The sequence below is a fragment of the Rudaea sp. genome (genome assembly GCF_057139185.1).
Genome location: NZ_DBNHDN010000026.1, coordinates 16,634 through 31,098, shown reverse-complemented (window position 1 = coordinate 31,098; position 14,465 = coordinate 16,634). Strand labels below are relative to the sequence as shown.

Annotated in this window: 16 protein-coding genes, 1 tRNA gene and 1 pseudogene; 12 read left to right on the top strand and 6 right to left on the bottom strand. The window is 64.9% G+C overall.

Translation table 11 applies throughout. The features are described 5' to 3' along the window. Nucleotides 1-14: 14 nt before the first annotated feature. From infC to AC16HO_RS08670, 9 genes and pseudogenes are all read left to right on the top strand, one after another. Nucleotides 15-536 carry a translation initiation factor IF-3 gene (gene infC, locus AC16HO_RS08710; protein ID WP_395643047.1) on the top strand — a complete coding sequence of 174 codons (522 nt, stop codon included), beginning with the start codon at nt 15-17 and terminating at the stop codon, nt 534-536. A gap of 224 nt (nt 537-760) precedes the next feature. After that, on the top strand, nt 761-958 hold the full coding sequence (rpmI, locus tag AC16HO_RS08705; RefSeq protein ID WP_018973532.1) for a 50S ribosomal protein L35: 198 nt from the start codon (nt 761-763) through the stop codon (nt 956-958). A 12-nt stretch (nt 959-970) separates the two neighbouring features. Beyond that, on the top strand, nt 971-1,330 hold the full coding sequence (rplT, locus tag AC16HO_RS08700; RefSeq protein ID WP_347262556.1) for a 50S ribosomal protein L20: 360 nt from the start codon (nt 971-973) through the stop codon (nt 1,328-1,330). A 385-nt stretch (nt 1,331-1,715) separates the two neighbouring features. Then, nucleotides 1,716-2,639 (top strand): annotated as a pseudogene (gene pheS, locus AC16HO_RS08695) (phenylalanine--tRNA ligase subunit alpha); the annotation flags it as partial. 62 nt (nt 2,640-2,701) lie between these two features. Beyond that, entirely contained in the window at nt 2,702-5,095 is a 2,394-nt protein-coding gene (pheT, locus tag AC16HO_RS08690) for a phenylalanine--tRNA ligase subunit beta (protein ID WP_395642666.1), read from the top strand. Nucleotide 5,096: 1 nt separating this feature from the next. Then, nucleotides 5,097-5,399: an integration host factor subunit alpha gene (locus tag AC16HO_RS08685; RefSeq protein ID WP_395642665.1), complete on the top strand. Its 303-nt coding sequence runs from the start codon at nt 5,097-5,099 to the stop codon at nt 5,397-5,399. Beyond that, nucleotides 5,380-5,736, top strand: coding sequence for a MerR family transcriptional regulator (locus AC16HO_RS08680; protein WP_395642664.1), 357 nt, complete (start codon nt 5,380-5,382; stop codon nt 5,734-5,736). The genes AC16HO_RS08685 and AC16HO_RS08680 overlap by 20 nt, the downstream gene beginning before the upstream one ends. Nucleotides 5,737-5,835: 99 nt before the next feature. Next, nucleotides 5,836-5,912, top strand: a tRNA-Pro gene (locus AC16HO_RS08675). 486 nt (nt 5,913-6,398) lie between these two features. Beyond that, the gene (locus AC16HO_RS08670) at nt 6,399-7,298 is read left to right on the top strand and encodes an adenylate/guanylate cyclase domain-containing protein (RefSeq protein ID WP_395642663.1); all 900 of its coding nucleotides are present in this window, start codon (nt 6,399-6,401) and stop codon (nt 7,296-7,298) included. Nucleotides 7,299-7,505: 207 nt separating this feature from the next. On the opposite strand, the gene AC16HO_RS08665 is transcribed toward AC16HO_RS08670, so the two are convergent. Continuing rightward, entirely contained in the window at nt 7,506-7,679 is a 174-nt protein-coding gene (locus AC16HO_RS08665) for a hypothetical protein (RefSeq protein ID WP_395642662.1), read from the bottom strand. A gap of 302 nt (nt 7,680-7,981) precedes the next feature. Between AC16HO_RS08665 and AC16HO_RS08660 the strand changes: the two genes are divergently transcribed. Further along, nucleotides 7,982-8,332: a DUF711 family protein gene (locus AC16HO_RS08660; RefSeq protein ID WP_395642661.1), complete on the top strand. Its 351-nt coding sequence runs from the start codon at nt 7,982-7,984 to the stop codon at nt 8,330-8,332. Nucleotides 8,333-8,424: 92 nt separating this feature from the next. On the opposite strand, the gene murB is transcribed toward AC16HO_RS08660, so the two are convergent. From murB to AC16HO_RS08635, 5 genes are all read right to left on the bottom strand, one after another. Continuing rightward, nucleotides 8,425-9,447, bottom strand: coding sequence for a UDP-N-acetylmuramate dehydrogenase (murB, locus tag AC16HO_RS08655; RefSeq protein ID WP_395642660.1), 1,023 nt, complete (start codon nt 9,445-9,447; stop codon nt 8,425-8,427). A gap of 92 nt (nt 9,448-9,539) precedes the next feature. After that, nucleotides 9,540-10,574 (bottom strand): quinone-dependent dihydroorotate dehydrogenase, encoded by a 1,035-nt coding sequence (locus AC16HO_RS08650; RefSeq protein WP_395642659.1) that lies wholly within the window; start codon nt 10,572-10,574, stop codon nt 9,540-9,542. Between the two features lie 50 nt (nt 10,575-10,624). Then, entirely contained in the window at nt 10,625-10,831 is a 207-nt protein-coding gene (locus tag AC16HO_RS08645) for a hypothetical protein (RefSeq protein ID WP_395642658.1), read from the bottom strand. Beyond that, nucleotides 10,828-11,124 carry a hypothetical protein gene (locus tag AC16HO_RS08640; protein WP_395642657.1) on the bottom strand — a complete coding sequence of 99 codons (297 nt, stop codon included), beginning with the start codon at nt 11,122-11,124 and terminating at the stop codon, nt 10,828-10,830. The genes AC16HO_RS08645 and AC16HO_RS08640 overlap by 4 nt, the downstream gene beginning before the upstream one ends. A 94-nt stretch (nt 11,125-11,218) precedes the next feature. Beyond that, nucleotides 11,219-11,509, bottom strand: a complete 291-nt coding sequence (locus tag AC16HO_RS08635) for a DUF4190 domain-containing protein (RefSeq protein ID WP_395642656.1) — start codon at nt 11,507-11,509, stop codon at nt 11,219-11,221. Between the two features lie 154 nt (nt 11,510-11,663). Here AC16HO_RS08635 and AC16HO_RS08630 point away from each other — a divergent pair, with 154 nt between their 5' ends. Together AC16HO_RS08630 and AC16HO_RS08625 are read left to right on the top strand one after the other, a co-directional pair. After that, nucleotides 11,664-12,068, top strand: a complete 405-nt coding sequence (locus tag AC16HO_RS08630) for a heavy metal-responsive transcriptional regulator (protein ID WP_395642655.1) — start codon at nt 11,664-11,666, stop codon at nt 12,066-12,068. Next, a complete protein-coding gene (locus AC16HO_RS08625; RefSeq protein ID WP_395642654.1) occupies nt 12,068-14,458 on the top strand; it encodes a heavy metal translocating P-type ATPase in 2,391 nt (796 codons plus the stop codon). The genes AC16HO_RS08630 and AC16HO_RS08625 overlap by 1 nt, the downstream gene beginning before the upstream one ends. The last annotated feature ends 7 nt before the right edge of the window (nt 14,459-14,465 follow it).

Sequence of the window (14,465 nt, the reverse complement as noted above, 5' to 3'; positions counted from 1 at the left end):
TCGGAGAAACATTTATAGCCACTGAAAAAGCTAACCGCAAGAATACGGAAATCCGTGTTCCGCGGGTGCGCGTAATCGGCGCCGAAGGAGAGCAGGTCGGTATCCTGTCGCGCGACGAAGCGCTGACGATGGCCGGCGATCTGGGCCTGGATCTGGTCGAAATTCAACCGACCGCTGATCCGCCCGTTTGCCGCATCATGGACTACGGCAAGTTCAAGTTCGAGCAGCAGAAGAAGGCGCACGCGGCCAAGCGCAAGACCAAGCAGGTCGAGATCAAGGAATTGAAGTTCCGCCCCTCGACCGAAGACGGCGACTACAACGTGAAGTTGCGCAACATGAAGCGCTTCCTCGAAGAGGGCGACAAGGTCAAGGTCGTCGTTCGCTTCAAGGGCCGCGAGATGGCGCACACGGAGATCGGCGAGCAGATGGTCAGGCGCATCCAGGCGGACGTTGCCGAGGAAGCGGTGGTCGAGAGCTTCCCGCGCTTCGAAGGCCGGCAGATGGTGATGATGGTAGCGCCGAAGAAGAAGCAATGATCGACGCTTCGGTATGCCGGGTGGCAACGGCGATGTAAGGGAAACCTTCCGTCGCGCCGCCAGCAGTTCCTCTCGCTCCCAAGTCACGCTTGTGGGGGAGAGGTTTGAAATCTGGAACCCGCTCACTTCACGGTGAGCTTACACAAGCTAAGCCCGAGCAGGACGGAAAGCGCAGCGTGCTGCCGCTCAGGCGAGTAACAAAATCAACCTTAAGGAGTTGGGCCATGCCCAAGATCAAGACCAACCGGGCCGCTGCCAAGCGGTTCCGCAAGACGGCTTCCGGCAAGTACAAGGCCGGTCATGCCTTCAAGAGCCACATCCTCACCAAGAAGTCGACCAAGCGCAAGCGCGGCCTTCGCGGTCCCAACATCGTGCGCAAAGAAGACTCCGGTCGCATCGCGCGCATGCTTCCCTACGTGTAAGGAGACGAAACCATGGCACGAGTCAAACGTGGTGTCGTCGCCCGCCGTCGACACAAAAAAATCATTTCCCGCGCGAAGGGTTATTACAATGCCCGGCGCAAGGTCTTTCGCGCTGCCAAGCAGGCGGTCATCAAGGCCGGTCAGTACGCCTACATCGGCCGCAAGCAGAAGAAGCGCCAGTTCCGCGCGCTGTGGATCGTGCGCATCAATGCCGGCGCGCGCCAGTTCGGCCTGTCCTACAGCCGCCTGATGAACGGCCTGAAGAAGGCCAACATCACGGTCGATCGCAAGGTGCTCGCCGACATCGCCGTACACGATATCGCGGCGTTTGGTGCGCTGGCTGAAAAAGCGAAAGCCAGCCTCGCGGCGTAATCGACAGCAGGACCAATCCCGTGCCGCAGTCAGCGCGGCACGACGATTACTCGGGGAGCAGGCTTTGGCCTCGCTCCTTTTTCTTTTTTGAGATTCGACGGCTTCTCCAATGAGTAATTCTCAGAAAAATTTGCTTGATCTGGGCAATCTTGATGTCGCGCCCGCGCAGTTGGCATCGATCCAACACGCGATCGACCGATTCCAAGAAATCGTTGGGCAACAAAAGAAATTCGAAAATATTTCCGGTGACTTGGGATTGACGGAGGCCGTAGAACGAGCACAGCGCCAAGCTGCGAATAGTGGTCTTGCGCAACTGAGAATCAACGTCCAGGAAATGGCAGATCGCTTGGGGTTGGATCAGATCAATCGACAGTTGCAAGAGATCGAGAACGTTCGTGTCGCTCTTCTCGGCAAGAGTGGTTTCATAACCGAGCAAATGAAGCTGTTGGGCGCGCTTCCCCCGGCGGAGAGAAAGGCAAGGGGCGAGCAAGTCAATCGAATCAAAGAGAAGCTCCAGAAAGAAATTGCCGAGAAAAAATCCGTTGCAGAGGAAGCGGCAGTGTTTGCGCATCTCGCATCGGAGACCATCGACATCACCTTGCCCGGCCGCAACGGCGCGCGCGGCAACCTGCATCCGATCACACGCACGCTGGAGCGCATGGTCGACATCTTCGCGCGGCTCGGCTACGAAGTTGCCGACGGCCCCGAGATCGAGGACGACTGGCACAACTTCGAAGCGCTCAACTTCCCGCCGCACCACCCGGCGCGCGCGATGCACGACACGTTCTATTTCCCCGACGGACGCCTGCTGCGCACGCATACCTCTCCGGTGCAGATCCGCGCAATGACCGGGCGCACGCCGCCGCTGCGCGTGATCGCGCCGGGCAAGGTCTATCGCTCCGATTCCGATCAGACGCACAGCCCGATGTTCCACCAGCTCGAGGGCCTGCTCATCGATGAGACCTCGACCTTCGCCGATCTCAAGGGCACGCTTGCCGAATTCGTGCGCGCATTCTTCGAGCGCGATTTCGAGATGCGTTTCCGGCCGAGCTACTTCCCGTTCGTCGAGCCGGGCGCGGAAGTCGACATTCGCTGGGACCGCGACGATGGCTCGACCGCGTGGCTCGAAGTGCTCGGTTGCGGCATGGTCCATCCGAACGTGCTGCGCGCCTGCAACATCGATCCCGAGCGCTACACCGGCTTCGCCTTCGGCATGGGCGTCGAACGTTTCGCGATGCTTCGCTATGGCGTGAACGACCTGCGTGCGTTCTTCGAGAACGACCTGCGCTTTCTCAAGCAATTCGCATAAACATGATGGCGTCATTTCGGCGAAAGCCGGAGTGACAAGCCTGAACAACTGGCGACTCCCTGATGAAATTCTCCGAAAACTGGCTGCGCGAGCTCGTTCCGATCAACGCGACGCGCGATGAGTTGTGCCGCAAGCTGACGATGGCCGGCCTCGAAGTCGAAGGTGTCGAGGCGATCGGCGGCGCGCTCGAGGGCATCGTCGTCGCCGAGATCGTCGAATGTTCCCCGCACCCAAACGCGGACAAGCTGCGCGTCTGTCAGGTCGCCACCGGCGATGGCACGACGGTGCAGATCGTCTGCGGCGCGCCGAACGCGCGCCGCGGCCTGAAGGCGCCGCTGGCCACGGTCGGCGCGGCGATGCCGAACGGCATGCAGATCAAGAAGGCCGCGCTGCGTGGCGTCGATTCATTCGGCATGCTCTGTTCGGCGAAGGAACTGGGTATCGACGCCGACGCATCGGGTTTGCTCGAGCTGCCCGCCGACGCGCCGGCGGGCAAGCCGCTTGCGCAATATCTGCACCTGCCCGATGCGACGATCGAGATCAAGCTGACGCCGAACCGGCCAGACTGCCTGTCCGTGCAGGGCGTCGCCCGCGACGTCGCGGCGATCTTCGGGGCGCGCGCCGCGCTGCCCGCTATCGCGACGCTCGCTGCGACCACGACGCACGAGCGCAAGGTCGAACTGCAAGCGGGAGCCGACTGTCCGCGCTATTGCGGCCGCCTGATCGAGGGCATCGATGCCGATGCGCGGACGCCGTTCTGGATGGCCGAACGTCTGCGCCGTTCCGGCCTGCGTCCGATCAGCCTGCTTGTCGACGTGACCAACTACGTTCTGCTCGAGATGGGCCAGCCGCTGCACGCGTTCGACGCGGCGACGTTGGTCGGCGCGATCGGCGTGCGTCGTGCGCGCGCCGGCGAGAATCTCAAGCTGCTCGACGAGTCCGAGGTTGCTCTCGACCCCGAATTTCTCGTCATCACCGATGCGGCGGATTCCGATCGGAGTCGGCCTATCGCACTCGCCGGCATCATGGGCGGTTATGCGACGCGCGTGGCCGCCACCACGCGCGACGTATTCCTCGAAGCCGCGCATTTCGCGCCGACCGCGATCAGCGGCCGAGCGCGCAAGCTCGGCATGCATACCGACGCTTCGCATCGCTTCGAGCGCGGCGTCGATCCCGAACTGCCGCGGCGCGCGCTCGAACGGGCGACACAACTCGTCGTGGAATTCGGTGGTGGCAGGCCGGGACCGGTGACGGAAGCGACGCTGCCGCAGTTTCTCGCCCGGCCAGCCGCGGTGCCGCTGCGCCGGGGGCGGCTCGAACGCGTGCTCGGCATTGCCATCGCCGATGCCGAAGTCGCGCGCGTCCTCGCCGCGCTCGGCATGCAGATCGAGGCGACCGCGGATGGCTGGCGCGCAACACCGCCGAGCTGGCGCTTCGACATTGCGATCGAGGAAGACCTCATCGAGGAAGTCGTGCGTATCCACGGCTACGAAACAATCCCCACCACGATGCCGGCCGGCGAGATCCGCGTTGCCGCACCGTCGGAAACGCGCGTCGACGAAGCGGCGCTGCGCCGCCAGCTTGCGGCGCGCGACTATCGCGAGGCCGTCAACTTCGCCTTCGTCGATGCCGAACTGCTCAAGCGCTGGCAGCTCGACGCGGGTGCGATCGCACTCGCCAATCCGCTTGCCGCCGACCTCGGCACGATGCGCACCTCGCTGTTGCCGGGCCTGGTCTCGGCGTTGATCGCCAACCGTCGCCGCCAGCAGGAACGGGTGCGGCTGTTCGAGATCGGCCGCGTATTCCGGCAGGGCGTGGGCGCCCAGGTCGAAACGGTGCGCATCGCCGGCGTCGCCTGTGGTCAGGCGCACGAGTTGCAATGGGCGGCGGACAAGCGTGCGCTGGATTTCTACGACGTGAAGGGCGATGTCGAATCGCTGTTCGCACTCAGCGGCGATGCGCGCGCTTTCCATGCGAACGCATCGGCGACGAGCTGGTTGCATCCCGGACGTGCGGCGGACGTCATGCGCGACGGCATTGCCGTCGGCAGCCTCGGCGCGCTGCACCCGCGCCTGCTGAAGGCGCTGGACTGCGAGACCGACATCTACGTCTTCGAATTCGATCTGGACGGACTGGTCGCGCGCGCGGTGCCGCGTGGGGCCGCGCTGGCGCGTTTCCCTTCGCTGCGCCGTGATCTGTCGATCGAGCTGCCGGAAAACGTGAACTACGCCGCGGTCGAGACCGCCGTGCGCGTTGCCGTCGGCGCCATTCTGCGCGAGATATTCGTATTCGACCGATATGCCGGACCGAATCTCGCACTAGGACTAAAAAGTGTCGCCATCGGCTTGATTTTGCAGGATGAATCGCGCACTCTTACCGATGCCGACGCAGATCAATGCGTGGGGCTGGCGGTGGCGGCGCTGGAACGCCACTGCCGAGCGAGATTGAGGGGGTAGGATGGCGGCGCTCACCAAAGCGGAAATGGCCGAACGCTTGTTCGCGGACGTCGGCCTGAACAAACGCGAGGCGAAGGAATTCGTCGATGCTTTTTTCGATGTCGTGCGCGAGGCGCTCGAGCGCGGTGAGCAGGTCAAGCTTTCCGGCTTCGGCAACTTCGATTTGCGCAAGAAGAACCAGCGGCCGGGACGCAATCCGAAGACCGGCGAGGAAATTCCGATTTCCGCGCGGCGCGTGGTGACGTTCCGTCCGGGGCAGAAGCTCAAGCTCAAGGTCGAGTCGTATGCTGGATCAAGGCAGTAACAACGAACTGCCGGTCATTCCGGCCAAGCGCTACTTCACCATCGGTGAAGTCAGCGAATTGTGCGCGGTGAAGCCGCACGTGTTGCGCTATTGGGAGCAGGAATTCTCGAACCTGAAGCCCGTCAAGCGCCGCGGCAATCGGCGCTACTACCAGCGCCACGACGTGCTGATGATCCGCCAGATCCGCGCGCTGCTCTACGATCAGGGCTTCACGATCACTGGAGCACGTCAGCGCCTCGAAGGCCAGCAGGCGCGCATGGAAACGAGCATTTCCAACCAGATCGTGCGTCAGGTGCGCATGGAACTCGAGGAAGTGCTGCAGATCCTGCGCCACTGACAGCGACGCATCTGTTAGAATTCGGCAGCTATTGAAAAGTGCGGCCCAGGGACGGCCGTTTCTTGATTTTCGCAATCAGGGATGATGGAAAAACAACGTCGGGGCGTAGCGCAGCCTGGTAGCGCATCTGCCTGGGGGGCAGGGGGTCGTGGGTTCGAATCCCGCCGCCCCGACCAATAGCGGTGGACTTTTTGATTCGCCTACAGAAAACGGCTTGGTCTTTTTACGGGACCAGCCGTTTTGCGTTTCAGACTCCCGCCACTGCATGCAACGGGGACTGTCCCACCATCGGCGAAGGTCGTGGGAAAGCGGGTGGGAACTGACGCTGCCGCTTCGAATTGTCGACTAGAGCGGGGCGCGGCATCGCACCGGTCTGCTCGACCGGTCGTTTCGCTGCGTGGTCAGGGACGATGCGCGTACGGCAGACGCGGAAGCGATTCTCGAGGAGCAACTGACTCTCGTGGCTGCAGCGGGCCTGGAGCAACACCTGGCCGGCGACCGGGCGCGTCGGTTTACGGCGTCGCACCGAACGATCAGACGACAGGGTCACGACCTGGATATGACCGACTCCGGGATCGGTGATGCTGGCCACAGATCGGGCCATGTACCGGAGCTCCCAGCGGCTGGAGCGGGGTAGCCGAATCGCCTATGATTCAGACGCCATGATCCAAGGGCAACCCCTCACCATCCTGTTTGCCGACGTCAGCGGCAGCACCAAACTGTTCGAAACGCGCGGTAATCTTGAGGCGCGGCGTATCGTTGCGGGCATGCTCGCCGCGCTGGGCGAGGTCGTGCGCCAGCACGGCGGACAAGTGATCAAGAACATCGGTGACGAAATCCTGTGCACGTTCCCGGGGCCGATCCAGGGCCTGCTCGCCGCGGTCGACATGCAGAAACGCATTGCGGCGGACGAGGAGTGTGCACGCGAATTCCTCGCCATCCGTGTCGGCCTGCACCACGGCGAGACGCTGCTCGAGGACGGCGACGTATACGGCGATGCGGTCAACACCGCCGCGCGCATGACCCAGTTGGCCAAGCGCGAGCAGATCATCACGACCGCCTCTACGGTACGCCTGCTGACCAATGCCGGCATGCTGCGCACGCGCTCGATGGGGCAGACGCGCGTGGCCGGCAAGCTCATGCCGATCGACATCGTCGACGTGCTCTGGCAGGAGGACACGTCCAACGTGACCATGGTCCAGCGTGCGATCTCGACCGGAAACTTCACCGCGCCGCGCGTGCGCCTGCAACTGCGCTACCGCGGTCGAGCGATCGACCTCGACGAACTCGCGCCGCCGTTCACGCTTGGCCGCGACCTTTCTTCCAGCCTCGTCGTCGACGCGGAATGGGTATCGCGCAATCACGCGCTGATCGAATACAAGCGCGGTTACTTCGTCGTATCCGACCGCTCGACCAACGGTTCGTGGGTCAAATTCGGCGACGACGACGAACTGTCGTTCCATCGCGACGAAGTACGCCTGCTGCGCAGCGGCACGATCAGCCTCGGCCAGACCAGTGCACTCAATCCAGATCACCTGCTGTACTTCCAGTGCAGCGAGTAGGCGGTGGGTAAGCGCGCGGCGCTGCGACCTCACGCCAGGTTTGCAACCGACTGCTGTCGATTCATGCGGAGGGGGGGGCGTCATGAAGCGCCTGATCGCTTCGATCCTGTTCTGTGTGCTCGCCCTTGCTTAAGCCGATGCGACCGCGGATGCCGCGAAGCCGAAGGTGCGCACAGTCACCGCCGTCGCCCGCCTCGATCGATCGATTTACGAAAAGCAGGTCGACGAGGCGATGACGGCATTCAGCGCGGCCAGGGCGGATTTCGCCAGATGCGGCTGCGAGACGCAGACCGTGCGCAACCTCGGCCCGGCGTGCTGCACGATGCCGACGATCCCGCCGCGATGCGTCTGCTCGCGCAGGTGCTCTCGACGCTGACGCACGTCTGCGCGAGCGCCGTCATGACCGCCGCCGACAGGATCCGCTGGAAGACGATCCACGGGGCGGCGAAGCTGGTGCGCTACGTGACCGACTACAGCACGCGCAGCCAGGGCGACTTCCTGTTCGCCACGACCGCGATGCTCAAACCGCTCGGGGTCGTTCTATCCCGGCGCCCATCACACTGGTGCGGGCAAGCAGTTCTCGCCGGGCTTCCACGGCCCCGGCATCGTGCGGCGGATGTTCGCTACGACGCACGGCGATTTCGACGCTTCCGTCGCCGAACTCACCCGACAACTGGCCATCCATGCACGGATCGGCGAAGCCGTGGGCGATGCTGTTGCCGGGTCCAGCGGATGGACGTTCGCTGGCGTCGGTCCTATCCCGGCGCGAGTTTCGGCGTCACACGATGACCGCCGTACTCGCGATCATTTCGACGGTGAAGATCAGGCAGGCCGGCTACTCTGGCCTGGTGCTGCCGGTAGTGGAAGACAAGCGCCTCGCGCTGCGCTGGGTCGATGGCAGCTGCGGAATCGACTCGCTGCTCGCATGTTCCGCGGTTTGCGGTACCGGTCTCGGCACCGTGCCGTTGCCCGGCGACGTCGCCGCGCTTGCCGGGAATGACACAAGCCGCTTTCCGCGCGCCTGCAGTCGGTGAAGGGCAAGAAGGCCGGCGACGAGACCGACTTCGACGGCCCGTATTTGTTCCACACCACGTTGCGTACCGATCCATCGTCCTGACGGCGCGCGTCACACTACGAGCGGCTCGGGCTCCAACGCCACGCCGAAACGCGCGAGCACCGTACGCTGGATACGCTGCGCGAGCGCCCAGACCTGTGCGCCGCTCGCGCCGCCGTAGTTGACCAGCACGAGTGCGTGCTGGCCGGATACGCCCGCGTCGCCGTCGCGCAGTCCCTTGAATCCGCAGGCATCAATCAGCCAGGCGGCCGACAGTTTTATCGCTCCGTCCGGCAGCGGCCAGAGCGGCAAGCGCGGATACTCGCGCTTTAGCGCTGCCGCGAGGCCGGGCGAAACGACCGGATTCTTGAAGAAACTGCCGGCGTTGCCGGTCGTCGACGGGTCGGGCAGCTTGCGCGTGCGCACGCGCGAGATCGCATGCGCGACTGCGCGTGCGTCGGGCGTGCCGGCGCCCATCGCTGCGAGCTCCTCGCGCACACCGTCGTAGTCGAGGCGCAGCGCGCGTTCGCGCGGCAGCAGGAAATCGACGGCGGTGATGAGATAGCGTCCACCTTCGCGCTTGAACAGCGAGTCGCGATAGGCAAAGGCGCACGCGGCGTGGTCGAGGCGCACGTTCGCGCCGGCGCTGCGATCGTAGGCATGAACCGCATCGACGAACTCGCCGACTTCGACGCCGTAGGCGCCAATGTTCTGGATCGGCGCGGCGCCGACGCTGCCCGGAATCAGGGCGAGGTTTTCGAGACCGCACAGGCCGTGGGCCAGCGTCCAGTGGACGAAATCGTCCCAGATTTCGCCGGCCGCGGCGCGTACGAGTGCGGCATCATCCACCCTGTCGGCTACGTGTTGTTCGATGATGTCGAGGCCGCGCGTGCGCAAGGCGAGGACGACGCCGGGCCAGTCGCGCGTGAACAGTACGTTGCTGCCACCGCCAAGGATCAGCACGTCGCGATTCTGCTGTGCGGCTTCGGCGAGCAGACCCGGCACGGCATCGAATTCATGCACATCGATCAACGTGGCCGCGCGCGCGGGCAGGCGGAACGTGGTGCGGTCAAGCAGCGAAGCGTTCTCGTGCACCGTGTAGCCGTAGCCGCACTTGAGCCCTCTCCCCCAAGCGTTTTCCGTTTTGCGGGGAGAGTTGGGTGAAGGGGCGCTTTTGCTCTTCTCCATCACGCCGCCATTCTTTTGCGCCCGGCGCGCAGCGCCTCGACGCATTCGCCGATCAGTGCCGGTCCACGAAAGACGAGGCCGGAGTAGAACTGCACGAGGCTCGCGCCCGCGGCGAATTTTTCCGCCGCGTCCGCACCGCGCGTGATTCCGCCGACGCCGACCAGCGGAACCTTGCCGCCGAGGCGTTGCGCCATTCCATGCAGCACGGCAGTCGCCCTGTTCCGCAATGGCTTGCCGGAAAGACCGCCCGCTTCGTCCGCGAAACGCGCACCGGCAACCGCGTCACGCGCGATCGTCGTGTTCGTGCAGATCAGGCCGTCGATCTTCGTCGCGAGCAGCACGCCGGCGATGCCATCGAGTTCGCCATCGGAAAGATCGGGCGCGATCTTGAGTAGCATCGGCTTGCGTGCGCCGTGCCGCGCGGCGAGTTGCTCTTGACGTTCGCGCAGCGTGCCGATGAAGCGCTTCAAGGTTTCTTCTTCCTGCAGATCGCGCAGGCCCTGCGTGTTCGGCGAGGAGATGTTGACGGTGATGTAGCTCGCGCGTGCATAGACGCGCTCCAGGCAGTGCAGGTAATCGTCGACCGCGCGCTCGTTCGGCGTGTCCTTGTTCTTGCCGATGTTGATGCCGAGCACGCCGTCGAATTTTGCGCGCTCGACGTTGCGCACCAGCGCATCGACGCCACCGTTGTTGAAGCCGAGGCGGTTGATCACCGCTTCGTACTCGGGCAGGCGGAACATGCGCGGCTTCGGATTGCCGGCCTGCGCGCGCGGCGTTGTTGTGCCGACCTCGATGAAGCCGAAACCGAGCGCGGCGAGCGCGTCGACGTAGGCGCCGTTCTTGTCGAGTCCGGCGGCGAGTCCGACCGGATTGGCGAAATCGATGCCGAGCACGCGCGTCGGCAGCGATTCGGGCTTCAATGCGAGCAGCGGGTTGAGGCCCGTTCGGTACGCGGCCTCGATCGAAGCCAACGCGAGATCGTGCGCGCGTTCGGCGTCGAGGCAGAACAGGAAGGGGCGGGCGAGGGCGTACAAGAGCCTATCCGATCGCGTCGCTCAGCGCGGGTATCCGTCGCTGCGACAAGTCATTCGTCCTTGCCGATCCGGCGCGCGCTGCGCAACGCGGAGAGTTGCATCGCCGTTTCCCATCGGGCTTCGAGTCGGGTGATGCGACGGTCGTGTTCGCGCAGTTCCTGGGTGATCAGCTTCAAGGCTTCGCCGGCCGCTTTCACGTCGTCGGCCATTTTCAGCGCATCGCGGATCGTCTTGATGCTGTCGGACAGGAGGCTCATGCGCGTCCGCGGCGGGTAGCGGCACGCTTGGGTTGCTTCGCCTGCGCACCATTCTTTTCAGCGAGCCAGGCGTGAAACTCCGCAAGGCCCTCGTTCAACGCGCTACGCGCTTCCTTCAGGCGCGTAGCGAGTTCCGCGGTCAGCGTCTCGACCATCACGGTTTCGGCCGACGGTTGCGGCTCGAAGCGATTGCGCACCAGTTCGGCGACGCTGATTCCTTCGCGCCTGGCTTCGCTGCCCAGGAACGCCTTGAATTTAGGCGTGGTCAGCAGGGTCACCCGTTCGGTCTTCATGGCATTCGTTCAATTGCGGGACATGTGCATGTTCATGCTAATGAACATGTCGGGCGGAGTCAAGCCGCCGGATGGCGTGGCGTCGCTGCCGGCGTCAGTGCAGGTGTGCGGCGAACCAGGCGATGCCGCCGAGGAACATGAACGCGAACAGGACGAAACAGACGACGATGACGATGTGCAGGTAGCCGAGGATCAGCCCGCCAACGGCGAGGCCGTCGCCCTGCAGGGTGCCTGGCAGCGCGTGGCGGATTTCGCCGCGCGCGAGATGCCCGCAGACGATGGCGACGATCGCGCCGATGAACGGGAGCGCGATCCAGCTCAGGATGCCGAAGACGAGGCTGGCGATCGCCGTGGGGCAGGTGGGGGCGGACAGGTTCGAATTCATTGGGCAGTTCCAGGTTGCGCAGGTCCGGATGATACCCAAACCGGTCTGCCTGCGCTGCCCGACGCGGGACGGAAAACATTTGCATGATGCAGGTTCCAACTATTGACTATGGACCATGGTCCAGACTTTAGACTGTGCGGCAAGGAGGATCGAAATGTCGAATTTCAGCATCGGAAAACTCGCCGAGCGTGCCGGCGTCGCCATCGACACGGTGCGCTACTACGAACGCAACGGCCTGCTGCCGCCGGCAGGGCGCCTCGCATCGGGATATCGCCGCTATGGCGAGGCCGAGCTCAAGCGCCTGCGCTTCATTCGTCGTGCCAAGTCGCTCGGCTTTTCGCTCGAGGATATCCGCACGCTGCTGGAGCTTAGCGCAGAGCGCAACGTGGCCAAGGTCAAGCGCGCAGCGCAGCTCAAGCTCGCCGACATCGACGCGCGCATCGCCGAACTCGAGCGCGTCGGTGCCGGCCTGCGCAAGCTGATCCGCGCTTGCCCTGGACATGGGCGCGCGGAAGCATGTCCGATTCTCAACGCCTTGACCGACGAGGAATTGTACTGATGCCGACGCAAACGCATTCGCACCAACACCCTGTTGCCGCCGCGCCGGCAGCGCCGCGCTGTTGCGGTGCGCACCAGCGCGGCCGCGCGTCGGCGGTTGCGGACGATTTGGCGGGGCCTCCGATCGATCCCGTGTGCGGAATGAAGGTCAAGCCCGAATCCGCGCATCGCGCCAAACACGCGGCTCGCGAGTACCTGTTCTGTTCCGCAGGCTGCCGCACGAAGTTCGTCGCCGATCCCTTGCGCTATCTCGCGTCGGAGAAGGATGTCGGGCCGGCTGTGCCCGTGGCGCCCGGCACGAAGTACACCTGCCCGATGCACCCAGAGATCGTCCGCGACGGCCCCGGCACCTGTCCTGCCTGCGGCATGGCGCTGGAACCGGTGATGCCGAGCCTGGACGAAGACGAAAATCCCGAGCTGACCGATTTCCGCCGCCGCTTCTTCCTGACCTTGCCACTGTCGCTTGCGGTGTTCGTGCTGGCGATGTTCGCCCACTACTTCGATGCACGTTCCGCGGCGACGCGCACCGTGCTCGAATTCGTGCTCGCCGCACCGGTGGTGCTCTGGGCCGGTTGGCCGTTCCTCGAGCGCTGGGCGCAGTCGATCGCGAACCGCAGCCCGAACATGTGGACGCTTATCGGCACCGGCGTACTGGCCGCGTTCGGTTACAGCGTGGTCGCGACCGTGGCGCCGCAGGCGTTTCCGGAGTCGTTCCGCGAGCACGGCCGCGTTGGCGTCTATTTCGAGGCGGCGGCGATCATCGTTTCGCTGACCCTGCTCGGGCAGATCCTCGAACTCAAGGCGCGTTCGAGCACGTCGGCGGCGATCAAGGCACTGCTCGGCCTCGCGCCGAAAACGGCGCGGCGCGTGCACGTGGACGGCCGCGAAGACGACGTGCCGCTGGCCGAGGTGCAGGTCGGCGACCTGCTGCGCGTGCGGCCGGGCGAGAAGGTTCCGGTCGACGGCGCGGTCGTCGACGGTCGTTCGAACGTGGACGAATCGATGCTGACCGGCGAGCCCATCGCGATCGAGAAACAGGTCGGCGACAAGGTGATCGGCGCCACCCTCAACGGCACCGGCAGCCTCGTCATCCGTGCCGAGAAGGTTGGTGCGGAGACTGCGCTCGCGCAGATCGTCGGCCTCGTCGCCCAGGCGCAACGCACGCGCGCGCCGATGCAGCGGCTCGCCGACCGGGTCAGCGTCTGGTTCGTGCTCGCGGTGCTCGTGGTCGCGGCGACGGCGTTCGTCGTCTGGGGCGTGTGCGGGCCGCAGCCGTCATGGACGTATGCGATCGTCAACGCGGTCGCCGTGCTGATCATCGCCTGTCCGTGTGCGCTCGGCCTGGCCACGCCGATGACGGTGATGGTTGCGAGCGGCCGTGCCGCACAGGCCGGCGTGCTGTTCCGTGATGCCGAGGCGATCGAACGTCTGCGTACGATCGACACGCTGATCGTCGACAAGACCGGCACGCTGACCGAAGGCAAGCCTGCGTTCCGCGAAGCGATCGCCGCCGCCGGTGTGAATGCGGACGAGGTGCTGCGCCTTGCCGCGAGCCTCGATCAGGGCAGCGAGCATCCGCTGGCTGCTGCGATCGTCGCCGAAGCACGGCGGCGCGGTCTCGCCCTCGAAACCGCGGCGGATTTCGAATCCGCGACCGGCATCGGCGTGCGTGGTCGCGTCGGCGCGCGGCGCCTCGCGCTCGGCAACGCGGCGCTGATGGGCGAAGTCGGTGTCGATATCGCCGGCTTGCGCGGCACGGCCGAGCGCCTGCGCGGCGATGGTGCCAGCGTGATTTTTCTCGCCGCCGACGGCTGCGCGCTCGGCCTCGTCGCCGTCGCTGATCCGATCAAGGATTCGACGCCGAAAGCCATCGCCACGCTGCACGCCGCCGGGTTGCGCATCGTCATGGCCAGCGGCGACTCCGCGACCACGGCACGGGCCGTGGCCGCGCGCCTCGTCATCGACGAGGCGCACGGCGAAATGCGACCGCAGGACAAGGCTGCGCTCGTCGCGCAGCTCAAGGCGCAAGGGCGCCGCGTGGCGATGGCCGGCGACGGCATCAACGATGCGCCCGCGCTTGCCGCCGCCGATGTCGGCATCGCGATGGGCACGGGTACCGACGTGGCCATGGCCAGCGCGCAGGTCATGCTGGTCAAGGGCGATTTGCGCGGCATCGTTCGCGCACTTGCGATCTCGCGCGGCGCGGTCGCGAACATGCGCCAGAACCTCGGCCTTGCCTTCGTCTACAACGCGCTCGGCGTACCGCTCGCCGCGGGCGTGCTGTATCCGTTCACCGGCCTGCTGCTGAGCCCGATGATCGCGGCACTGGCGATGAGTTTTTCCTCGGTGTCGGTGATCGCCAATGCGTTGCGCTTGCGTGCGGCGCGGTGAACGCCGC

Coding starts and splice junctions, on each gene's coding strand:
- rpmI (WP_018973532.1), top strand. CDS start 761: ATGCCCAAGATCAAGACCAACCGGGCCGCTGCCAAGCGGTTCCGCAAG.
- rplT (WP_347262556.1), top strand. CDS start 971: ATGGCACGAGTCAAACGTGGTGTCGTCGCCCGCCGTCGACACAAAAAA.
- pheT (WP_395642666.1), top strand. CDS start 2,702: ATGAAATTCTCCGAAAACTGGCTGCGCGAGCTCGTTCCGATCAACGCG.
- AC16HO_RS08685 (WP_395642665.1), top strand. CDS start 5,097: ATGGCGGCGCTCACCAAAGCGGAAATGGCCGAACGCTTGTTCGCGGAC.
- AC16HO_RS08680 (WP_395642664.1), top strand. CDS start 5,380: ATGCTGGATCAAGGCAGTAACAACGAACTGCCGGTCATTCCGGCCAAG.
- AC16HO_RS08670 (WP_395642663.1), top strand. CDS start 6,399: ATGATCCAAGGGCAACCCCTCACCATCCTGTTTGCCGACGTCAGCGGC.
- AC16HO_RS08660 (WP_395642661.1), top strand. CDS start 7,982: ATGCACGGATCGGCGAAGCCGTGGGCGATGCTGTTGCCGGGTCCAGCG.
- AC16HO_RS08645 (WP_395642658.1), bottom strand. CDS start 10,831: ATGAGCCTCCTGTCCGACAGCATCAAGACGATCCGCGATGCGCTGAAA.
- AC16HO_RS08640 (WP_395642657.1), bottom strand. CDS start 11,124: ATGAAGACCGAACGGGTGACCCTGCTGACCACGCCTAAATTCAAGGCG.
- AC16HO_RS08635 (WP_395642656.1), bottom strand. CDS start 11,509: ATGAATTCGAACCTGTCCGCCCCCACCTGCCCCACGGCGATCGCCAGC.
- AC16HO_RS08630 (WP_395642655.1), top strand. CDS start 11,664: ATGTCGAATTTCAGCATCGGAAAACTCGCCGAGCGTGCCGGCGTCGCC.
- AC16HO_RS08625 (WP_395642654.1), top strand. CDS start 12,068: ATGCCGACGCAAACGCATTCGCACCAACACCCTGTTGCCGCCGCGCCG.